The following is a 20383-nucleotide window of genomic DNA, read 5'->3' as shown; positions in this document are numbered from 1 at the left end:
ACCAGACATACATCGTCAGCATAAAAAAAAGATATTTTAAGAATTTGGCGTAACCTTTAAGAGGATGAATGTAAATTTCAGTAAGGTTAATGTTATGCAAAGTAAAGCAGGGTTATCACGAATACTGATAGTCATCACCGTTCTATTCTCTGCGTTGACGGGCTTATACCTACTGATTGGCGGTATTTGGCTGGTCAAACTTCACGGCTCGCCATATTACCTCATCGCCGGTCTGATTATGCTGGCGACAGCCTGGCTGCTGTACCGTCGGCGCGCCGCCGCGCTGCTGCTGTATGCGGTTTTCCTGCTCGGTACGACTATCTGGTCGCTGTGGGAAGTCGGGCCTGATTTCTGGGCGCTGACGCCGCGTCTGGACGTGACCTTCTTTTTTGGCCTGTGGATTGCGCTGCCGTTTATTTACCGCAGCCTGAGCGCACCGGGTTCATTGGCGCGCGGCGCGCTGGGCGCGTCGCTGGCGATTACCGTCATCGTGCTGGCCTATGCCGTGTTTAACGATCCGCAGGAAATCAACGGCGTCCTGCGCGCTGAGCAAACTCCGCCGGCCGGACAGGCCGTCAGCGGCATCGCCGACGGCGACTGGCCGGCCTATGGCCGTACTCAGGCAGGCACGCGTTATTCGCCGCTGACGCAAATCAACGATCAAAACGTCGGCCAGTTGCAGGAAGTTTGGCGATTTCGTACCGGCGACCTGAAAAGGGCTAACGATCCGGAGGAAATCACCGATGAAGTGACGCCGATCAAAATTGACGACACGCTCTATCTCTGTACGCCGCACCAAAGGCTATTTGCGCTGGATGCGGTGACCGGTAAAGAGAAATGGCACTTTGATCCGCAGTTGGAAACCAATCCGTCATTCCAACATGTCACCTGTCGTGGCGTTTCTTACCATCAGACGCCGGAAGCCGCGCAGGCCAATGCGGCTGACGGCAAACCCGCGCTCTGCGCCCGGCGTATTCTGCTGCCGGTCAATGACGGGAACCTGTATGCGCTGGATGCGCAAAGCGGCGAACTGTGTCCCGACTTTGCCGACCATGGCAAGCTGAACCTGCAAAGCAATATGCCGTATGCCAAAGCCGGCGCCTATGAGCCGACGTCGCCGCCGATTGTGACCGACAAGGTGGTGATCATCGCCGGCGCGGTCACCGATAACTATTCCACCCGTGAACCCTCCGGCGTGATCCGGGGCTTTGATGTGAATAGCGGTAAACTGCTGTGGGTGTTCGATACCGGGAGCAAAGATCCGAATAAGATCCCGGAAGAGGATCAGCTTTATACGCCCAATTCGCCTAACTCCTGGGCGCCGGCCGCTTATGATGCCGCGCTGGATTTAGTCTATCTGCCTATCGGCGTGGCGACGCCGGATATCTGGGGCGGCCATCGTACGCCGGAAATGGAACGATTTGCCAGCGGTCTGCTGGCGCTGAACGCGACGACCGGCAAGCTGGCGTGGTTTTATCAGACGGTTCACCATGATCTATGGGATATGGACGTACCGGCGCAGCCAAGCCTGGCGGACATTAGCGATAAAGACGGCAACAAGGTGCCGGTGGTGTATGTTCCGGCGAAAACCGGCAATATTTTTGTGCTGGATCGCCGGACAGGCGAAACCGTGGTGCCTGCGCCGGAAACCCCGGTGCCGCAAGGTCCGGCCAAAGGCGATCGCCTTTCGCCCACGCAGCCGTACTCCGAACTGACTTTCCGTCCGCAGCAACCGCTGACCGGCAAGGATATGTGGGGGGCGACCATTTACGATCAGCTGGTCTGCCGCGTGATGTTCCACCAGTTGCGCTATGAAGGGCCGTTCACCCCGCCTTCCGAGCAGGGCACGCTGGTTTTCCCCGGTAATCTGGGCATGTTTGAATGGGGCGGTATTTCGGTTGATACCGATCGGCAGATTGCCGTCGCCAATCCGATGGCGCTGCCGTTTGTTTCTCAACTGATTCCGCGCGGCCCGAATAACCCGGCGCAACCGGGTGAAGACGGGAAAGGCGGATCCGGTTCCGAATCGGGCATTCAGCCGCAGTACGGCGTGCCTTACGGCGTGAAATTGAACGCCTTTCTGTCGCCGTTGGGGATCCCCTGCAAGCAGCCTGCGTGGGGTTATATCTCGGCCATCGATCTGAAAACCCATGACATCGTATGGAAAAAGCGCATTGGCACGGTGCGTGACAGCTCGCCGCTGCCGTTGCCGTTTAAAGTAGGGATGCCGATGCTGGGCGCGCCCGTATCAACCGCCGGTAATGTGTTCTTTATCGCGGCGACGGCGGATAATTATCTGCGCGCCTTTAACGTTACCAATGGCGAACCGCTGTGGGAAGCGCGTCTGCCGGCGGGCGGGCAGGCCACGCCAATGACCTATTCGGTTAACGGCAAACAGTATGTGGTCATTGCCGCGGGCGGACACGGTTCGTTCGGCACCAAACTTGGCGACTACATTATCGCCTATGCGTTGCCTGACGGAAAATAAAGGGAATCAGCCAACGGCGGTTTGCGGTTCCAGCAGCAGATCCCCGCCTACTGCCGCGGGGATGACGTGGGAGAGGGGGACGACGTGGGGGAAATGGTAACCGGGCGAACTCTGCGCCCGCGCAGCCACGTCATCAATGCCCGGCTATCCATCGGACGGGCGTACAGATACCCCTGTAAATATTTGACGCCGTTCTGTTTCAGATAGCGGTATTCATGCCGGGTATTCACGCCTTCAGCCACCATATCCAGCGCCAGCCTATGGCTCAGGCCGATAATCGCATCGAGCACCGGCGTATCGTTGTGGGCCGACTCAATGGTGCCGACGAAGGCCTTATCAATCTTGAGATAATCCAGCGGAAACATCTGCAGATAGGATAAGGAGCAGTGACCGGTGCCAAAATCATCAAGGGCGATAATGAACCCTTCCTGACGCAAAATGGTCAATTTCTTCACCACATCCTGCGTCTCGGTGATAAGGCTGCGTTCAGTGAGTTCCAGCGTGAGTTGCATCTTGTGCGGCGACAGCATATCCGAGAGGCGGCGGATGTCGTCCACAAAGTCGGGATGCTGAATATGCTCGGCGGCGATATTCACCCCCAGATGAAAACCCTCAGGCACCTGCCAGTGTTTTACGTCGTCAGCCAGCAGTTTGAACATGTGGCGCGTCAAGGGAATGATTAAGCCTTCCGCTTCGGCAGAGGGGATAAACACATCCGGTCTGATGCTGCGCCCGCCGGCCCGATACCAGCGCATCAGCGCTTCTACGCCAACGCAACTGCGGGTCGTCATATCATAGATAGGTTGGTAATGTACGGAGAACTCATTGCTGAGCATACCCTTGCGCAATTCATCGCGCAGCGACATTTTGCGTTTCTGCCATGAACGGATGATGGACATAAATATCAGCGACAGAATCAGCGACAGCGGCAGGAAGATGATGAAGGCATGCCGCCATGACTTGATCAATTTAGAGGCGGGAGCCGTTGCGCTGACCGTAATAGGGTAGCGGGATGAGGTGACCGTATCGGACATCGGCGAGACTATCGGGTTATCATCCACAATATTCCTGCCTTCCCGGATCTGATAGCCGTCGCCAAACTGTATGGTCAGCAGATATTGTTGGGCATTTCCTATGGCGTTCATAACGTCGATCAAATATTGCGCATCGACAATGGCGTAAGCGCCAAATAGCGAAGCGCGCTGTTTGGCGAAGATGATGGCCGACCGTTCCTGAACGTCTTTGGTTTCCCGCAGTGAAATATTCCAGACTTCGGGAAACGGTATTGGCAGCGGATGTCGAATAATCGCATTTAAAGGCAAACGCTGGTTGCCGGATACGGATGAGCAGAACATATCTTGCCCCTGCGTCAGACCCAATGAGCGAAAATAGGGGAAGAGCGTGCCTTGTTGTATCAGTTTGGGGGAAATAAGGTCACAGGGTTGACCTTCGAAATCCATCAGGCTGTCGACCATCTTCCAGGCTTGCTGGCTAATCGTTTCCGCCTGGTGCACGATGACCTGGGTGGTGGCTCCCAAATCCTGTTTTACGTTCTGCCTTGCGATGATATAGCTGAAGATAATGCCCAGTAAGGCGGGGAATAACCAGGCCGCTATTAACAGAAATAGATTCCCGGAGGCGAGGTTAGGCTCATTTTTTTCCATTACGTCTCTATTCTTTAATTTCCCGCGCTGGTGGGGCTTCTTGCGCTTCTCAATACGCGGATGCGGCTTGCAATAACCTTTTCAGGTAGAAGCCACACACTGTTTGCAGGAAAGTGTAGCACGCATCAACGATCCCCGTTCAATAAGGGATGTGATGCGGCATAATCCGTCAGATGTTCTATCAGCGCGCGAACCCTCGCCGGGATAGGGCAGCCATTTAACGCCGGGCTTTGAACGGCGCCCCCATTGGCATCAAGCGCAGGCCGTCCGGCAAATGCCGCCAGGGCAGGGTGGTCAGATCCACGGGCATGAAACCCGGTGCGGCCGCCACGATAATTTCCGCCGCAATGGAGGAAAAATCCGCCCGGAAATGCACCACGCTTTTAACCACCAGAATGTCCTGCTCGGTGGTTTCGATGCCGGCGAAGCGAAACATGGACTGGTCGGCCAGTTGCGCCTTGTGGGTGGAAACCACGATGCGCACATCATCGATTCTCAGGCAGGCGCTTGGGCCCAGATCCATATCGAAACCGCCGAAATAAGGGCCGGTCGCCTTAAAACGGCCTGACAAAATACGTTCGATAACAAAGGTCGCGCTGAACGGTTCGTCATCGCGCAGACCGGCGTGTCCGCCCAACGCCAGCGTTACGCTGTGGCCTTCCCCGGCGGCCTCGATAGTTTTCATCGCGGCAGGATCCACCATCAGGCCAATCGCGGCCCGTTTTGCCCGGTTGCGTATCAGCGCGCGCAGCATGCCGGTGGTATCGGAGTCGCTGCCCGCGCCGGGGTTATCCTGCGCGTCGGCTATCACCATCGGGCGCCTGCCCTGCGAGGCCTGCTTCATGGCATATTGCACCGCTTCATCCGGCGTATAGGTTTTATCGGTAAAATGAGCTTCCGCCGCGCATACGGCGTGGAATAGCGTATCGGCCAGGCGATCGGCCTGCGCCTGGTCCGGGGCATAGGCCCAGATGACCGGCGTACATTCGGCAAAATCCGCCGCTGGAAATCCCATGGTGAAAGAGAGATGCGTCTGCTCGGTTTCCAGCGACGCCAACTGCTGATAAAGCTCGCGGGCGGGCGACATATCGGTACATTGCCAACTGATGGGAATGAGAAACGGAATTCGCCGTATCGCTTTGGCCGGCGTGGCGCCCTTCGCCTGATGGCGCATCAGCAACTCCCAGGCGCGCGCGCCGGTATCGGCCATATCCACGTGCGGATAGGTGCGAAACGCCGCCAGATAGTGCGCATTATCCAGCATCGTCTGGCTGACGTTGGCGTGCAGATCCAGGCTGGCCACCACCGGGATCGTCGGGCCGACCAGCGCCCGGACTCTGCGCAGCAGTTCGCCTTCGCCGTCGTCAAGGTGTTCGGCCACCATGGCGCCGTGCAGATCCAGATAGACCGCATCAACCGGAAGCGCCGAGCGGATACCGTCGAGGATCAGCGCGGCAATACGTTCGAAAGCCTCGCGGGTGACCGGCCCTGAAGGGCTGGCCGCCGCCCATACCGTCGGAATGACCTCGGCGCCGTGAGCCAGCGCCCGGGCGATAAAACCCGCCGCGGGAATATTTTTGCCGCGGATGCTGGGCCATACCGCATCGCCCTGCGTCATTCCCGGCCAGCCGCCGCCATGCTCAAACATGCGCCAGTCGGCCGGGCTGGGAGCAAACGTGTTGGTTTCATGTTCAAAACCGCCATATACGATACGCACTGTCTTCTCCTCGCTGTATTGGATTCACACCTGCCTGAAGTTCGCGCCGCCGCTGCACTGTACAGGTGCGTACCGGCGGAGAGCGTTGAGCAAAATTGCACCAGTAGCGGGCAAATTATCGCTCCAAATCGTTTTTGAAAGCTGGAACGATAATTGCTTTAGCTAATATCGTCGATTGTCGACAATGTCCTGTCAGAGGATAACGCCATTTCCATCAATTGATCCAGGAGCTTTACATGACCAGTTTGAAATTACCGCTGCGGCGTTATGCCCGCTATGCGTTAATGGCTGCATCGCTAGGGTTCAGTTCGACAGTAGTTCAGGCCGAAACCGTTAATGCCGTTATGCACGCCAGCCTGCGCGCGCTGGATCCCAATATCACCACGGCCTACATCGTGCGTGACTATGCCTACATGGTTTACGACACCCTGCTGGCGCTTGACGCCGATAATAAGGTTCAGCCGCAGATGGCGGAAAAATGGGACGTGTCGGCAGACGGCAAAACCTACACTTTCGCGCTGCGCGACGGCCTGAAATGGCATGACGGCCAGCCGGTGACCGCCGCCGACTGCGTGGCGTCCATTCAGCGCTGGGCGCAGTTGGACAAACTGGGACAGGTGATGAACGGCCTGCTGGATAATATGCAGGTTATTGACGACAAAAGTTTCTCCATGACATTTAAGCAGCCGACGGCCATTGCGCTGCAGGCGTTATCCAAATCCAGCGGCGTGGCGCCGTTTATGCTGCCCAAACGTCTTGCCGGCCAACCGCCGGGCGAGCCCATCAAAGAAGCCATCGGTTCCGGCCCATTCCGCTTTGTCGCCGGCGAATATCGTCCCGGCGTACAGGCGGTATTTGAGAAATTCGCCGACTATGTTCCGCGTACCGAACCGGCCAACGGTCTGGCGGGCGGTAAGGTGGTGCATGTGGATCGGGTTAAATGGATCTCCATGCCGGATACCATGACTTCGGTTAATGCGCTGCTCTCCGGCGAAGTGGATTTCATTGAGGATTTACCGATGGATTTGCTGCCGATGCTGGAGAATAACGATGAGGTCACGCTGACCGAATACAAACAGCAGGGCACCCAGAACGTCGCCCGCCTGAATTTCCTTCAGCCGCCGTTTGATAACAAACTCATCCGGCAGGCGGCGCTGGCGGCGATGGATCAGGAATCGGTGTTGCAGGCGCAGAGCGGCAATCCCAAATATTATCACACCTGTGCGGCGTATTTCGGCTGCGACACGCCTTATGCCAACACCGAAGGCGCGGACGATCTGGTCAAGGGCAATCCGGCCAAGGCCGCGGCGCTGTTGAAGGAAGGAAACTATGACGGCACGCCGATCGTGATTCTGCATGCGACCGACGTACAGTCGCTGGCGGCGATGCCGCCGGTGTTCGCCCAGTCGCTGCGTCAGGCCGGTTTCAACGTGCAATTACAGGCGATGGACTGGCAGACCGTCACCGTGCGCCGGGCTTCGAAAGAGAAACCCGCCAACGGCGGCTGGCATATCTTCAGCACCTATAACACCATCGCCGATATTTCCGATCCGGTCGGTTCCATTACCGCGGCGGCCAATGGACCGCAAGCCTGGTTCGGCTGGCCGGATATTCCGGCGGTTGAGGCGCTGCGCCAGAAAATCGCGCTAAGCACCAGTGACGATGAGAAAAAGCAGTATGCCGGCGAGATGCAGAAAATCCTGCTGGATGAAACGGCCGCCATCCCGCTGGGCGAGCGTTCGGTGGTCACGGCCCGGCGCGCGAATGTTAAAGATCAGGTGAATACCACCGTACCCGTGTTCTGGAATATGACCAAAAGCGGTAACTAAATCCGATATGTCCGGCTTTGCCGCCGGGCGTCTTGTCCCTGACACGACAGGTAATTCACTATGCCAAGATTCATACTGCAACGCCTGGCGGCAACGCTGCCGGTACTGTGTATCGTCGCGGTGATCGTTTTTATGCTGCTGCGTCTTACCTCAGGCGACCCGGCGTTGATTCTGGCCGGCGACAGCGCCACGCCCGAGCAGTTGGAAAATATCCGCGCCACCATGGGGTTGGATAAGCCGATGCTGCAACAGTTCCTTATCTGGGCCAGCGGGCTGCTGCGCGGCGATTTGGGCGTCTCGCTGATCTCCGGCACGCCGGTGTCGTCAATGATTGCCGATCGCTTCGGCCCGTCGCTGGCGCTGTGCCTTTCCACCATCATATTGGCTATCGCCGTGGCTATCCCGCTGGGGATTGTGGCCGCCTGGCAGCAGGGGAAATCCCTGGATCGGTTGATTATGGCCGGTTCGGTCATCGGCTTTTCGGTGCCGGTGTTCATCTTTGGCTACACCCTGATTCTGATCTTCTCCCGCTGGCTCGGCTGGCTGCCGGTGCAGGGCTATCGTCCGCTGAACGAAGGCGTGTGGCCGTTTTTCGAACGGCTGATTTTACCGACGCTGGCGCTGAGCACCGCCTATATCGCCCTGATTGCCCGCATCGTGCGGACCAGCGTGATTGAAGTGATGGGGGAGGATTTCATCCGCACCGCGCGCGCCAAGGGGCTGAAAGAGAGCGGCGTGCTGATCCACCACGCGCTGCGCAACGCCGCGGTGCCGATTGTCACCATTATCGGCGTCAGCATCGCCATGCTGATTGGCGGCGTGGTGGTTACCGAGTCGGTGTTCAATATCCCGGGCCTGGGAAGGCTGGTGCTGGAGTCGGTACAGGCGCGTGATTATCCCATCATTCAGGCGCTGATTCTGATCTTCTCCGCGCTGTATATCGTGATCAATCTGGTTATCGATCTGCTCTACGCCCTGATCGATCCCCGTATCCGTTATTAAGCTGAACAGGAGAGTGACCATGAGTTCAGAAACCTCAGCCATCCCGGCGGCGTCGACGGGGGGGATCTCCGCTCAACTTCGCGCCGGTTTGCTGACCTGGCCGGTGATTCTGGGCGCCGTCGTGCTGCTGATCGTGGTGGCGTTGGCGGTGCTGGCCCCCTGGATAAGCAGCTACAGCCCGATTGATATCGATCCGTCTCAGCGGCTCAAACCGCCTTCCGCGCTGCACTGGCTGGGAACCGACGCGCTGGGGCGGGATATTTTCGCCCGCGTGGTGCACGGCGGCCGTCAGTCGCTGGTGGTGGGGCTGGGCGCGGTGTGTATCAGCGTGATTATCGGGCTGGTGATTGGCGTGTTCGCCGGTTATTTCCGGCTGGTGGACGCCATCGTGATGCGCATCATGGACGGCCTGATGGCGATTCCCGGCATTCTGCTGGCGATTGCGCTGGTTTCCCTGTCGGGAGCCAGCCTGTTTACCGTGCTGGTGGCGATTTCCATTCCTGAAATTCCGCGCGTGGTGCGGATGGTGCGCAGCGTCATCATGGGCGTTCGCAACGAATCCTATGTCGAGGCGGCCATTATTCTGGGCACGCCGGTGCCGGTCATTATGTGGCGGCACATGTTGCCGTCCACGGTGGCGCCGTTGATCGTTCAGGGAACCTATATCTTTGCTTCCGCCATTCTGACCGAGGCGATTCTGAGCTTTCTTGGCGCGGGTATCCCGCCGGAGATCCCGTCGTGGGGCAACATCATGGCCGATGGCCGGGTCTATTTTATGATGCTGCCGGGCATGATCCTCTATCCGGGGATTCTGGTGTCACTGACGGTATTGAGTGTGAATGTGTTGGGGGACGCGGTGCGTGATGCGCTCGATCCCCGGATGGCGAAACGGCTGTAGTCGCAACGGCTGTAGTTGCAACGATGGCAGTTATAACGATGGTAGTCGCAACGATGATAGTGGCAACGGTTGCCGAAACGCGTGGGTATTGGCCTGACGGCCTTGGTTTGACAACGATATGACAAAAGCAGGAGACCCCATGGAGCCAATTAAATCCTCTGATTCGTCTCAGGATATAGCACCGGTGCTGGATGTGCAGTCGGTCACCGTAAAGACCGGACGGGCGGGCGAGGGCCGGGCAGTGGTGGAGAAGGTGTCCTATCAGGTTTACGCCGGTGAGACGGTGTGCGTCGTCGGCGAGTCCGGTTCGGGTAAATCGGTAACGTCGCTGGCGATCATGGGGCTGCTGCCCGCCGGGGCGTTGACCGTCACCGGCGGCAGGATTCTGGTGAACGGCGAGGATGTGGTCACCGCCGGTTCCTCACGCCTGCGCCAACTGCGGGCGTCAACGATGGGGATGGTGTTTCAGGAGCCGATGACCGCGCTGAATCCGGTGCAGAGCGTGGGCAGACAGATCGATGAGGTGCTGCGCATTCACACCCAACTGTCGGGGCAAGCGCGTAAAAGCCAGATTATGGCGATGCTGGCCTCGGTTCATCTGCCGGATGTGGAGCGGATTTATCACAGCTACCCGCACCAGCTGTCGGGCGGACAGCGCCAGCGCATCGTTATCGCCATGGCGCTGATCCTCAAACCGCGGCTGCTGATCTGCGATGAACCGACCACCGCGCTGGATGTCACCACGCAGAAGCAGATCCTGCTGCTGATTAAAGAGTTACAGCGCAGCCAGCAGACGGCGGTGGTGTTCATCACTCATGATTTTGGCGTGGTGTCGGAAATCGCCGATCGTATCGTGGTGATGAACCGCGGCGCGCTGGTGGAAAGCGGCAGCCGCGACGACATTCTGGTGCGGCCCGCGCAGGACTATACCCGTATGCTGGTTTCCTCGGTGCCCAGTCTGTTGCCCCGGCACACCGCCCGCCCGGATACGGCGGACGCCATCGAAGTGGTGGGGTTGGACAAGGTTTATGAAGAGAAAAAATTTATGGGCGCCACCCGGCGAGTGGTGGCGGCGAATAACGTCAGCTTCCGCATTCGCCGCGGCGAAGTGCTCGGCGTGGTGGGCGAATCCGGTTCGGGCAAATCTTCGGTGGCGCGTTGCCTGGTGCGGTTACAGGAGCCGACCGGCGGCAGCATCATGCTGGGCGACACCGATCTGGTGAAAACCCGCGCCGGCGAGATGCGCCCATTGCGGCGCAAGATACAGTTCATCTTTCAGGATCCCTACCGCTCGCTTAACCCGCGCCGCACGGTGGGCGACTCGATGATTGAGGGGCTGATCAATTTCGGCACGCCCCGCCAACAGGCGCTGGATACGGCCGCCAAGGCGTTGGATCTGGTGGGGCTGTCGGCGGACATTATGACCCGTTATCCCCATCAATTTTCCGGCGGCCAGCGCCAGCGGCTGTGCATCGCCCGCGCGGTGGTGATGGAGCCGGACGTCCTGGTGGCGGATGAAGCGGTTTCGGCGCTGGATGTTTCGGTACAGGCGCAGGTGCTGGACTTGCTGGAGGCGATCCGCCAGCGCACCGGCGTCGCCATCCTGTTCATCACCCACGACCTGAGGGTGGCGGCGCAAATTTGCCATTCCATCGTGGTGATGAAGAAAGGCGAGATAGTCGAAGCCGGCGATGCCGTTACGGTATTGAGTCATCCCAGTCACAGTTATACACGTTCACTGATCGACGCGGCGCCAGGGCGGGATTGGGATTTCCAGAATTTCCGTCCGGTAGGCGCGCATGCCGCGGTCAACTGATATCGCCGTCTTCCGCGATGCTTTTCTCCAATGCTTTTCCCCAATGAAAAGAGGAAACCTGTATGAAAGATATACCCGAACTGTGGCAACTGTCGGCGAACGAAATCGCCAGTCTGATTCAACTGCGCGACATCAGCGCCCGGGATGTCGCTCAAGCCTGTCTGCAGCGTCTGGAAGAGGTGAATCCCGCCATCAATGCGGTGGTGGACTATCGTCCGGAAGATACGCTGGCGCAGGCGCGCGAGGTGGATAGAAAGCTGGCCGCCGGTGAGGATGCCGGGCCGCTGGCCGGGGTGCCGGTGACCATCAAAGTCAACGTGGATCAGACCGGTTATGCCAATACCAACGGCCTGAAAGCGCAAAAAAACCTGATCGCCACCCGCAACAATCCGGTGGTTTCCAGCCTGCTGGCGGCCGGGGCGCTGACCGTCGGGCGCACCAATACGCCGGCGTTCAGCTATCGCTGGTTTACCAATAACCAGCTGCACGGCGCCACGCTGAATCCGCGCAACTCCGCCCTGACGCCGGGCGGTTCGTCCGGCGGCGCGGCCGCCTCGGTGGCGGCGGGGATGGCCGCCATCGGTCACGGTACGGATATCGCCGGTTCAATCCGCTATCCGGCCTATGCCTGCGGGGTTCATGGCCTGCGTCCGTCGTTCGGCCGTATCGCCGCCTATAATGCGTCCGGCGCCGAGCGCACCATCGGCGGACAAATTATGGCGGTGTCCGGGCCGATCGCGCGCAGCGTGGCGGATTTGTCGCTGGCGCTCAGGGCGATGTCGGTGGGCAGCGCCGACGATCCCTGGTGGGTGCCGGCGCCGCTCAACGGGCCGGACATGCCGCGCCGCGCCGCGGTTTGTCTGCGTCCCGACGGCATCGACACCGCGCCGGAAATCTGCCAGGCCCTGCTTGAGTCGGCTGACAAGCTGCGCGATGCGGGCTGGATCGTCGATGAAGTGGATGAGCTGGTATCGCTGGAAGAAGCGGTGGCGATTCAGATTACACTGTGGATGGGCGACGGCTACGACGGTATGGTCGCGGCGGCGGAGCAGGAGGGCGATCCCGGCGCGATTACCGCATTGGCCGGTCAGAAAGCGATCGCCGAGCAGATCGGTATTACAGATTTCTCCCGCGCGCTGTCCCGGCGCTTGGGGATTGCCCGTGAATGGGCCGCGCTGCTGCAGGAGTATCCGGTGGTATTACTGCCGGTCAGCGCTGCCTTGCCTTTTGCCAACGATCTGGATTTGCAAGGGGAGGCGGCCTACCAGCATGTATGGCGCTCGCAGTTGCCGATGATTGGTCTGCCGGTCACCGGTCTGCCGGCGCTGAGCCTGTGCACCGGCTATCTGCCCGACCAAACGCCGTTGGGAATACAGATTGTGGCGGGGCGCTTCCGCGAAGATCTGTGTCTGGCGGCCGGGGCCGATATTGAAGCGCGCAGCCCGCGTTTGCTGCTGGCCGGTGTGCCTGACTGATGGGGGCGGCAGGGCGTCAGTTGACGATGACGTCCTGTACGCTTTGCTGTTGCAGCCAGTCCGACAGCTTCTTCCCTTCGGTTTCATTGTGCCGCCAGGCTTCCAGCGAGGCGCGCGGCCCGTTGCCGGCCAGCAGCGCTTCGACCATGGGCGTGTGCTGAGAGAAAATGTCGGAAGGACCGTCGGAGGCGTAGACGTTACTGGTCATAATGTACAAACGCACCTGTTGTTCCACCAGCTTGTACTGATGCGCCAGCCGTTCATGGCCGGCGGCATTGACAATGGCGCGATGTAAATTCATGTCGCTTTCGCTGATGTCGTTCATATCGCCGGCCAGACAGTCCTGTTCCAGACGTTGGTACGCCTGCTTTATCGCCGCGTGCTGTTCCGGATCGGTTTGTTCCGCCGCCAGCCGGGCCGCCAACCCCTCAAGGCTGCCGCGCAGCGTCCACAGTTCCCATACGTCTTTGATCGACAGTGAGGCGACCTCCCAGCCGGTGTAAGGGATCTGCACCAGAATGCCTTCTCCCGCCAGCCGCTGAAACGCGCTCCTGACGGTGGCCCGCCCCACGCCAAGCTGTTCGGCCAGCGAGGTTTCGGTGAGGCGATCGCCCGGCTTGACGGCGCCGGAAAGAATGTAGCTTCGCAGACTGTCGGTGGTTCGGCTTTCTATCGAACTTTTAATCAGCGGTTTTAATTGGGGATTTTTCATTATCGGCGCATAGAGTGTCAGTGGTAGCCAAATTATAGAGGTGGGCATTGGCGATTGTCGACTCTCCACTTGCTTTATATTGTTTTATTGTCGACAATCGGCAATGTAAAAACTAACACGGAATCACCTGCGATGGCGATACGCTCCGATGACATGAATCTCATCCAGGCAGGCAACGATCTGGCCGCCGAATTCATCAGTATGGGGGATGACGAGGCATCACGGCTTGTCCGTTCCCACTTTGGCATTGAGGGCCGGATCCGGCGCTTGGCTACCGAAAAAGATGATACGTTTCGGCTGACGGAGATGACCGGTCGGCAATATATTCTCAAAGTCGCCAATCCTGCCGAGCCAGAGGATGAGATTGCGTTGCAAATAGCGCTGCTGAATTTTTTGCAGCAGGCGGACGACAGTTTACCGGTACCGGCGGTCATCGCCGATGTCCGGGGGCAGACGCTGGCGCGGATAACCGATGCGGCTGGCCAGCAACGCTATGTGCGGCTGTTGACGTATTTGGCAGGGACGCCGCTGGACAGCGTTGCGGCTTCGCCCCGGCAGCGGGAACAGGTGGGCGAGGCGTTGGCGCGGTTACGGCTGGCGATGGCCGGGTTCGAACATCCCGCCGCTCACCGAATGCTGTTATGGGATGTAAAAAATCTGGCGAATCTGCAGCCTCTGCTGGCGTCGGTTGACGATATCGAACAACGACGGCTCCTTAAACGCGGTATGGCGCGTTTTCTGCGTTTTTCAGACCGAATTCAAGCGCTGCCTTGTCAGGTATTGCACAATGATTTTAGTCAGTCGAATATTATCGTTGATTCCGGCCGCCGCGATTTCGTCACCGGCATCATTGATTTCGGCGATACGGTATATACCGCCGTCGCCGTTGATGTCGCCACCGCGTTGCTCAATCAGCTGCCGCGGGATGCGGCAGCCAATCCGCCGGACGATCTGTTTGCGGACGGCCGCGATGTGCTGCGCGGTTACCTGAGACTGGTATCGCTAAACCGTGAAGAGTTGGCGTTATTGCCTCATCTGGTAATGGGGCGGGTGATTGCCCGCACGCTGATTACGCTGTGGCGAGCGCGGCGTTTCCCGGATAACGCCCGCTATATTTTGCGCAATACGGAGCCGGGCTGGGGACAACTGGCCTGGCTGCTGGCCCGATCGAGCGATGAACTTTCGCAAACTTTTATGTCGATGATTCCGTCTTCAGGAGAACACCATGACTGATTCCCATACGAGCCGCGGTAAAATGGTCAATGCCTTTAATCCCGATCATCTTGACCATCTTGACCCGGCCGACCGCGCCGCCATTGAGCGGCGCATTCGCCTGCTTGGCCCGGCCTATCGTCTTTTTTATCAGCAGCCGGTGGAGGTCAGCCGCGGGCAGGGCGTGCTGCTGTACGACCGCAACGGCAATGAGTATCTGGATGCCTACAATAACGTGGTTTCGGTCGGGCATGCGCATCCCCGGGTCGCGGACGCGATCAATAACCAGATGCGGAAACTCTGCACGCATACGCGCTATATTCAGGACGGTATTCTGGATTACGCCGAACAGCTGTTGCCGACCTTCGGCGGCCGGATGTCGGAACAGGGACACATGATGTTTACCTGCACCGGTTCGGAAGCCAACGACCTGGCGCTGCGTATCGCCCGGCACTACACCGGCCGCCAAGGGGTGATCATTACGTCCGAGGCCTACCACGGCAACTCCTTTCTGACGGCCGGTATTTCGCCGTCGCTGGGCGCCAACTCAGCGCTGGGCACCTGGGTGCGCCGCGTTCAGGCGCCGGACTCTTATCGCCTGTCGCGCGTGGAGATGGGGCGGCGCATGGCGGCGCAGGTCGCGGCGCAGATAGAAGATCTACAGCGTCACGGCGAAGGGCTGGCGGCATTTATTGCCGATTCGGTGTTTTCGTCGGATGGCATTTACACCGATCCTACCGACCTGCTGGCGCCGGTGGCGGAGGTGGTGCGCGCGGCGGGCGGGCTGTTTATCGCCGACGAGGTGCAATCCGGTTTTGCCCGCACCGGCGATGCGCTCTGGGGCTTTCAGCGTCACGGTATCGATCCGGATATCATTACCATGGGCAAACCGATGGGCAACGGCTATCCGGTGGCGGCGGTGGCGGTCACCCATGAAGCCGTCGAGCGTTTCGGCGGCGACCAGCGTTACTTCAATACCTTTGGCGGTAACACGGTGGCCATCGCCGCCGCACAGGCGACGTTTGATGTGATCCGCGATGAGGGCTTGCTGGAGAACTCCCGCCGGGTTGGCCGGTTTATCCGCGCCGGATTGCGCGAACTGGCCCAACGCTACCCGCAGATTGGCGACGTGCGCGGAACCGGGTTGTATGTCGGCGTTGAAATGGTCAGCGATCCGCAGCGAAAAACCCCGGATGCGCACTTGGCGACGGCGATGGTCAACGGACTGCGCGAGCGCCGGGTGTTGATCTCGGCGACGGGTTTCTCGGCCAATGTGCTGAAAATTCGTCCGCCGCTGGTCTTTTCTGAAAATGATGCCGGCCGGCTGCTTGGCGAAATGGAAGCCGTGCTGACACAGTTGACGAACGGGAAACCGGCGTAATCCGGCATCGCCATCGCGGTGGCGCACGGGCGATAACGCCGTGTACAGGCGATGATTTTTATTGGGCGATCGTGCCGGTCGCCCCTCGGAGCCGCTTATCCAGAGGCAATCGCCGGCCGAACGCGGTTATTTAAGTGATCCACTTCAATCTTTCATTCCCCTTGCCGAAATTTGCTATTTCCTTTTGCTAATCGTTGCCAGAATCGTGTCAAGGCAATGAGGATACGTGATGGAAACGGAACATATTCTCTGGCATTCATTCAGGAAGCCGACTGCGTTGATGTTCCTCATTGCCTATTCAGACGATGCGCGGTAAGCCGTTTTTCCCCGCCAGGGATGGGCTCTCTTAACGGCGTGCAGTCTGTGTGACGTCGTCGTCAGGCGCCGTGACTTAATTAACATCCGTACATTTCGCAGTCCACGGTTGGAAGATGCGGCATAACAGCATAATTAAGAGGAAAAGTGAGTATGGAACAGCTAATGACCGAACAGGCAGTGCATACACCGCAAGCCGGCGTGTTCGACTCGCTGGACGATGCGGTATACGCTGCGACGTTGGCGCAGAAAATGCTGAACAGCATGGCTTTGCGCCAAAGGGTGATCGATGCCATTCGCCAGACTGGGGAACGTTATGCGCAGGTGTTGGCCGAGATGGCCGTCGCTGAAACGGGAATGGGCCGGGTCATCGATAAATACACCAAGAATGTGTCTCAGGCGCGCTGTACGCCGGGGCTGGAATGCCTGGCGGCGGAAGTGTTGACCGGCGACAACGGGTTGACCCTGATTGAAAACGCGCCCTGGGGCGTGGTGGCGTCGGTAACGCCGTCCACCAATCCGGCGGCGACGGTGATTAATAACGCGATCAGTATGATCGCCTCCGGCAACAGCGTAGTCTTCGCGCCGCATCCGTCGGCGAAAAAAGTTTCCCTGCACGCCATCAATCTGCTCAACAGGGCTATCGTGGCGGCCGGCGGCCCGGAAAATTTGCTGGTCAGCGTGGCGAATCCCGATATCGAAACCGCGCAACGGCTGTTTAAATACCCCGGCATCGGCCTGTTGGTGGTGACCGGCGGCGAAGCTGTGGTGGAAGCGGCGCGTAAGCACACCGATAAGCGGCTCATCGCCGCGGGCGCGGGTAATCCTCCGGTCGTGGTGGATGAAACGGCGGATTTGGCGCGGGCCGCGCGTTCTATCGTGCGCGGCGCTTCTTTTGACAACAATATTATCTGCGCCGATGAAAAGGTGCTGATTGTGGTAGAGAGCGTGGCGGATGCGCTATTGACGGAAATGCAGCGCTACCAGGCGGTATTGTTGAGCGACAGCGAAGTCGGGCAACTGTTGCCGATGCTGCTGACGGATATTGACGAAAATGGCAAAGGCCTGGTCAGCCGTGAATGGGTGGGCCGCGATGCGGCGAAAATCGCCGAGGGCATTGGCCTGCAGGTCGGAGAACAAACGCGTCTGCTGCTGGTGGAAACCGATGCCGACCATCCGTTTGCCGTCACCGAGATGATGATGCCGGTATTGCCGGTGGTGCGCGCCAAAAACGTGAAAGAGGCCATTGATCTGGCGGTGAAGCTGGAAGGCGGCCGCCACCATACCGCCGCGATACACTCGACCAATGTCAACAATATGCATCGTATGGCGAGCGTCATCGATACCAGTATCTTTGTGAAGAACGGCCCCTGTATCGCCGGTCTGGGGCTGGGCGGCGAAGGCTGTACCTCCATGACCATCTCAACGCCGACCGGGGAAGGCGTGACATCGGCCAGCACCTTTGTCCGCCGCCGTCGCTGCGTGATGGTGGATATGTTCCGTATCGTATGAGGTAAAAACGGGCGGTAATCCGCCGACTAGAAAGTGCATCAGGCGTTCGCCTAGCGGCGCCGGCGGGTAACGGTATCGCCGGCGTCACGTTAATTCGCCCGGACATGGCATAGAGTATCGTCATCCGTGCCGGATAGTCACGATCGGCAAGGTTGTGGATAGCGCTACGGTAATTGTCAAGGAGCGTGCTATGACGAAAAAACGCCCCAATCTGCATTCTCTCGATGCCATGAATTATCCCTCCGAGATAAAACTGGCATCGTTGATCGAAGATGAAAACGTACATCAACATCATACGCAGGATGTCTACGCGCAGTCCTGCGCCATTACGGCGTGGCAGCAGCTTTACGATCAGGTTCATCCCGGCCATTTTCACGGCGAGTTGACGGAGTTGCTGTTCGACGGCATTCAATTCTGCCACGAATATACCAATTTGGCGTTACGCCAATCCTGCATGGTGTGGCCGGAGGCGTTTTGGCTGGGGATCCCCGCCTCGCATGGCGAAATGGGAGCCATCGGTTCGCAGCCTATTGACGATCGGAGCATCGCGCTCAGCCCCGGCGGTAAAGAGTTTGAGCTGAATACGCCGAACGAGTACGCGATCCTGGGAGTGGTGATTTCATATGACGTACTGCATAAGCATACCGGGATGTTGGCGGAACAGGAGCAGTTCTTCCGGCTGTTGAATGCGCCTTCGGCTTTGATGGTGGAGCAGAGCCGCAAAGCGGCGCTGTGGTCTTTCATCCATCAGGCGTTGTGCTATGGCCGCCGCGATCCGCAAGGCATGCGCAGCGTCAGCGCCAGTAAGGTGCTGAACGATAACCTGCTGACGGCGGTGGTGGAGTTGTTGGAAAGCGCCTATCCGCCTCCGGCCCAGGCAACCGACCGGCGCATCGGCTACCGGCGGCTGGTGTCGCGCGCGCGCGAATACGTGCTCAGCCAGATGTCGGAACCGGTAACGGTTCCCGATCTGTGCCGGGAGCTGTTCGTCAGCCGGCGAACGTTGCAGAATGCCTTCTGCGAGGTGCTGGGGGTGGGGCCGAATGCCTGGCTGAAAATGATTCGGCTCAATGCGGTGCGTCGTGAACTTATCAGTCCGTTTTCCCGCTGTGATACGGTTAAGGACGCGGCCATGCAGTGGGGATTCTGGCATTTAAGCCAATTCGCCAACGACTATCAGCGTTTATTCAGCGAGAAGCCGTCGGCAACGCTGCGGATGCGCTCGCGCCATTAAGCACGCGGCGCCTCCGTCAGTCAACGCCGTACCGGCATTATTGGGCGACGGGCGGGGTCAGGTTCCGCTCTGGTCCTCAGCGCGAGGTGGAGGAACGGATAATCAGCGTTCCGGGGAAGGTCTTTTCCACTATGGGGTCGTTGTTGCCGCGAATGCGGGACAGCAACTGCTCAAGCGCGGCCCGGCCTATCTGATAGGTCGGCTGTTTAAGCGTGGTGATGCCGGTGACTTCCGCCCACTCCACGTCGTCAAACCCCAGCAGGCCAATATCATTTCCCCAGTTTAGATGCAGCCGCCGCATGGATCGCGCCACCTGCAACGTCAGCGCGCCGTTGGCCGAGATGACCGCCTTACGCATGCCCCGGTGATTCTGGCAAAACTCGCTCAGGGCGCTATCCAGCCGTTCTTTATCGCTGAGGGTGACGTCAGTGTGGCAGGCCACCAAAGACGGGTTGGCTTGCAGGGTCTGCTGAAAAGCGTTCAGGCGTTCCTGGCGGGTATTCACCAGCCCCAGCGGTTCACTGAGAAAGAGAAACGCCTCGAAACCCTGTTCAATCAGATGCGTGGTTGCCGCGAAGGTCGCCGCCTGATTATCCAGACCGACCATATCGCATGACAATCCGGGGATTTTGCGGTCAATCAGCACCATCGGCAGCGAGGAGTGCTGTAGCCGGGCAAACGCATCTTCCCGCATGCCCACGGCATTGACCACGATGCCTTCCACGCTGTAGCTGCGGAATAACTCCAGATAGTGCCGTTCCTGATCCACTTCGTTGTTGGTATTGCACATCAGCAGGGTAAAACCGTGCTGCTGGCAGGCGTCTTCCACGCCGCGCAATACGTCTACGGAGTATGGGTTGGTGATATCGGCGATGATAATGCCAATCAGCCGGGTCTGACCTTTTTTGAGGCCGCGCGCCATCTGGCTGGGGCTGTAATTCAACTGCTGGATCGCGTTTTCAATTCGTAATTTTAGGGCGTCTGACAGCAGGTGCTGCTCGCCGTTCAGGTAGCGGGACACGCTGGTTTTTCCCGTCTGGGCCGTCTTGGCTACGTCGCTGATTGTTGTACGGTTTCCCTTACTTCTCACCACGATATCCTCTGGATATGACCTTATTACAGACTATC

Annotated in this window: 14 protein-coding genes; 10 read left to right on the top strand and 4 right to left on the bottom strand. The window is 58.8% G+C overall.

Features of this window, described 5'->3' with window-relative positions:
- The first annotated feature begins 94 nt into the window (after window positions 1-94).
- Window positions 95-2488 (top strand): glucose/quinate/shikimate family membrane-bound PQQ-dependent dehydrogenase, encoded by a 2394-nt coding sequence (locus ACN28R_RS10535; RefSeq protein WP_095834361.1) that lies wholly within the window; start codon window positions 95-97, stop codon window positions 2486-2488.
- Window positions 2489-2535: 47 nt separating this feature from the next.
- Here ACN28R_RS10535 and ACN28R_RS10530 read toward each other — a convergent pair whose 3' ends face one another.
- Together ACN28R_RS10530 and ACN28R_RS10525 are read right to left on the bottom strand one after the other, a co-directional pair.
- Window positions 2536-4152, bottom strand: a complete 1617-nt coding sequence (locus ACN28R_RS10530) for an EAL domain-containing protein (protein ID WP_095834360.1) — start codon at window positions 4150-4152, stop codon at window positions 2536-2538.
- A 217-nt stretch (window positions 4153-4369) separates the two neighbouring features.
- Window positions 4370-5869, bottom strand: a complete 1500-nt coding sequence (locus ACN28R_RS10525; RefSeq protein WP_095834359.1) for a M81 family metallopeptidase — start codon at window positions 5867-5869, stop codon at window positions 4370-4372.
- 236 nt (window positions 5870-6105) lie between these two features.
- On the opposite strand from ACN28R_RS10525, the gene ACN28R_RS10520 reads away from it, so the two are divergent.
- The 5 genes from ACN28R_RS10520 (at window position 6106) to ACN28R_RS10500 (ending at window position 12889) form a co-directional block, all read left to right on the top strand.
- Complete coding sequence (locus tag ACN28R_RS10520; RefSeq protein WP_095834358.1) at window positions 6106-7698, top strand: ABC transporter substrate-binding protein; 1593 nt, start codon at window positions 6106-6108, stop codon at window positions 7696-7698.
- A 60-nt stretch (window positions 7699-7758) separates the two neighbouring features.
- The gene (locus tag ACN28R_RS10515; protein WP_048639407.1) at window positions 7759-8700 is read left to right on the top strand and encodes an ABC transporter permease; all 942 of its coding nucleotides are present in this window, start codon (window positions 7759-7761) and stop codon (window positions 8698-8700) included.
- Window positions 8701-8719: 19 nt separating this feature from the next.
- Window positions 8720-9598 (top strand): ABC transporter permease, encoded by an 879-nt coding sequence (locus ACN28R_RS10510; RefSeq protein WP_095834357.1) that lies wholly within the window; start codon window positions 8720-8722, stop codon window positions 9596-9598.
- 139 nt (window positions 9599-9737) lie between these two features.
- Window positions 9738-11414: a dipeptide ABC transporter ATP-binding protein gene (locus tag ACN28R_RS10505; RefSeq protein ID WP_095834356.1), complete on the top strand. Its 1677-nt coding sequence runs from the start codon at window positions 9738-9740 to the stop codon at window positions 11412-11414.
- 62 nt (window positions 11415-11476) lie between these two features.
- Complete coding sequence (locus ACN28R_RS10500; protein ID WP_220701769.1) at window positions 11477-12889, top strand: amidase family protein; 1413 nt, start codon at window positions 11477-11479, stop codon at window positions 12887-12889.
- 16 nt (window positions 12890-12905) lie between these two features.
- On the opposite strand, the gene ACN28R_RS10495 is transcribed toward ACN28R_RS10500, so the two are convergent.
- Window positions 12906-13601: a GntR family transcriptional regulator gene (locus ACN28R_RS10495; protein ID WP_183096799.1), complete on the bottom strand. Its 696-nt coding sequence runs from the start codon at window positions 13599-13601 to the stop codon at window positions 12906-12908.
- A gap of 132 nt (window positions 13602-13733) precedes the next feature.
- On the opposite strand from ACN28R_RS10495, the gene ACN28R_RS10490 reads away from it, so the two are divergent.
- The 4 genes from ACN28R_RS10490 to eutR all read left to right on the top strand — a co-directional run bounded on the left by ACN28R_RS10490 (window position 13734) and on the right by eutR (window position 19255).
- Window positions 13734-14834, top strand: coding sequence for a phosphotransferase (locus tag ACN28R_RS10490; RefSeq protein WP_095834354.1), 1101 nt, complete (start codon window positions 13734-13736; stop codon window positions 14832-14834).
- Window positions 14827-16194 carry an aspartate aminotransferase family protein gene (locus tag ACN28R_RS10485; protein WP_183096800.1) on the top strand — a complete coding sequence of 456 codons (1368 nt, stop codon included), beginning with the start codon at window positions 14827-14829 and terminating at the stop codon, window positions 16192-16194. The genes ACN28R_RS10490 and ACN28R_RS10485 overlap by 8 nt, the downstream gene beginning before the upstream one ends.
- Window positions 16195-16662: 468 nt before the next feature.
- Window positions 16663-18021 (top strand): aldehyde dehydrogenase family protein, encoded by a 1359-nt coding sequence (locus tag ACN28R_RS10480; protein WP_095834353.1) that lies wholly within the window; start codon window positions 16663-16665, stop codon window positions 18019-18021.
- A gap of 190 nt (window positions 18022-18211) precedes the next feature.
- Window positions 18212-19255, top strand: coding sequence for an HTH-type transcriptional regulator EutR (gene eutR / locus ACN28R_RS10475; protein ID WP_095834352.1), 1044 nt, complete (start codon window positions 18212-18214; stop codon window positions 19253-19255).
- 76 nt (window positions 19256-19331) lie between these two features.
- On the opposite strand, the gene ACN28R_RS10470 is transcribed toward eutR, so the two are convergent.
- The gene (locus ACN28R_RS10470) at window positions 19332-20345 is read right to left on the bottom strand and encodes a LacI family DNA-binding transcriptional regulator (RefSeq protein ID WP_095834351.1); all 1014 of its coding nucleotides are present in this window, start codon (window positions 20343-20345) and stop codon (window positions 19332-19334) included.
- Window positions 20346-20383 lie beyond the last annotated feature (38 nt).

Origin of the sequence: Brenneria goodwinii (assembly GCF_002291445.1) — a bacterium.
Lineage (GTDB): Bacteria > Pseudomonadota > Gammaproteobacteria > Enterobacterales > Enterobacteriaceae > Brenneria > Brenneria goodwinii.
This window is presented reverse-complemented; position numbering and strand designations above follow the sequence as displayed.

Excerpts from the sequence above, each read along its gene's own strand:
- eutR (WP_095834352.1), top strand. The coding sequence starts at position 18,212 with ATGACGAAAAAACGCCCCAATCTGCATTCTCTCGATGCCATGAATTAT.
- ACN28R_RS10530 (WP_095834360.1), bottom strand. The coding sequence starts at position 4,152 with ATGGAAAAAAATGAGCCTAACCTCGCCTCCGGGAATCTATTTCTGTTA.
- ACN28R_RS10480 (WP_095834353.1), top strand. The coding sequence starts at position 16,663 with ATGGAACAGCTAATGACCGAACAGGCAGTGCATACACCGCAAGCCGGC.
- ACN28R_RS10490 (WP_095834354.1), top strand. The coding sequence starts at position 13,734 with ATGGCGATACGCTCCGATGACATGAATCTCATCCAGGCAGGCAACGAT.
- ACN28R_RS10500 (WP_220701769.1), top strand. The coding sequence starts at position 11,477 with ATGAAAGATATACCCGAACTGTGGCAACTGTCGGCGAACGAAATCGCC.
- ACN28R_RS10495 (WP_183096799.1), bottom strand. The coding sequence starts at position 13,601 with ATGAAAAATCCCCAATTAAAACCGCTGATTAAAAGTTCGATAGAAAGC.
- ACN28R_RS10510 (WP_095834357.1), top strand. The coding sequence starts at position 8,720 with ATGAGTTCAGAAACCTCAGCCATCCCGGCGGCGTCGACGGGGGGGATC.
- ACN28R_RS10535 (WP_095834361.1), top strand. The coding sequence starts at position 95 with ATGCAAAGTAAAGCAGGGTTATCACGAATACTGATAGTCATCACCGTT.
- ACN28R_RS10520 (WP_095834358.1), top strand. The coding sequence starts at position 6,106 with ATGACCAGTTTGAAATTACCGCTGCGGCGTTATGCCCGCTATGCGTTA.
- ACN28R_RS10515 (WP_048639407.1), top strand. The coding sequence starts at position 7,759 with ATGCCAAGATTCATACTGCAACGCCTGGCGGCAACGCTGCCGGTACTG.
- ACN28R_RS10505 (WP_095834356.1), top strand. The coding sequence starts at position 9,738 with ATGGAGCCAATTAAATCCTCTGATTCGTCTCAGGATATAGCACCGGTG.
- ACN28R_RS10485 (WP_183096800.1), top strand. The coding sequence starts at position 14,827 with ATGACTGATTCCCATACGAGCCGCGGTAAAATGGTCAATGCCTTTAAT.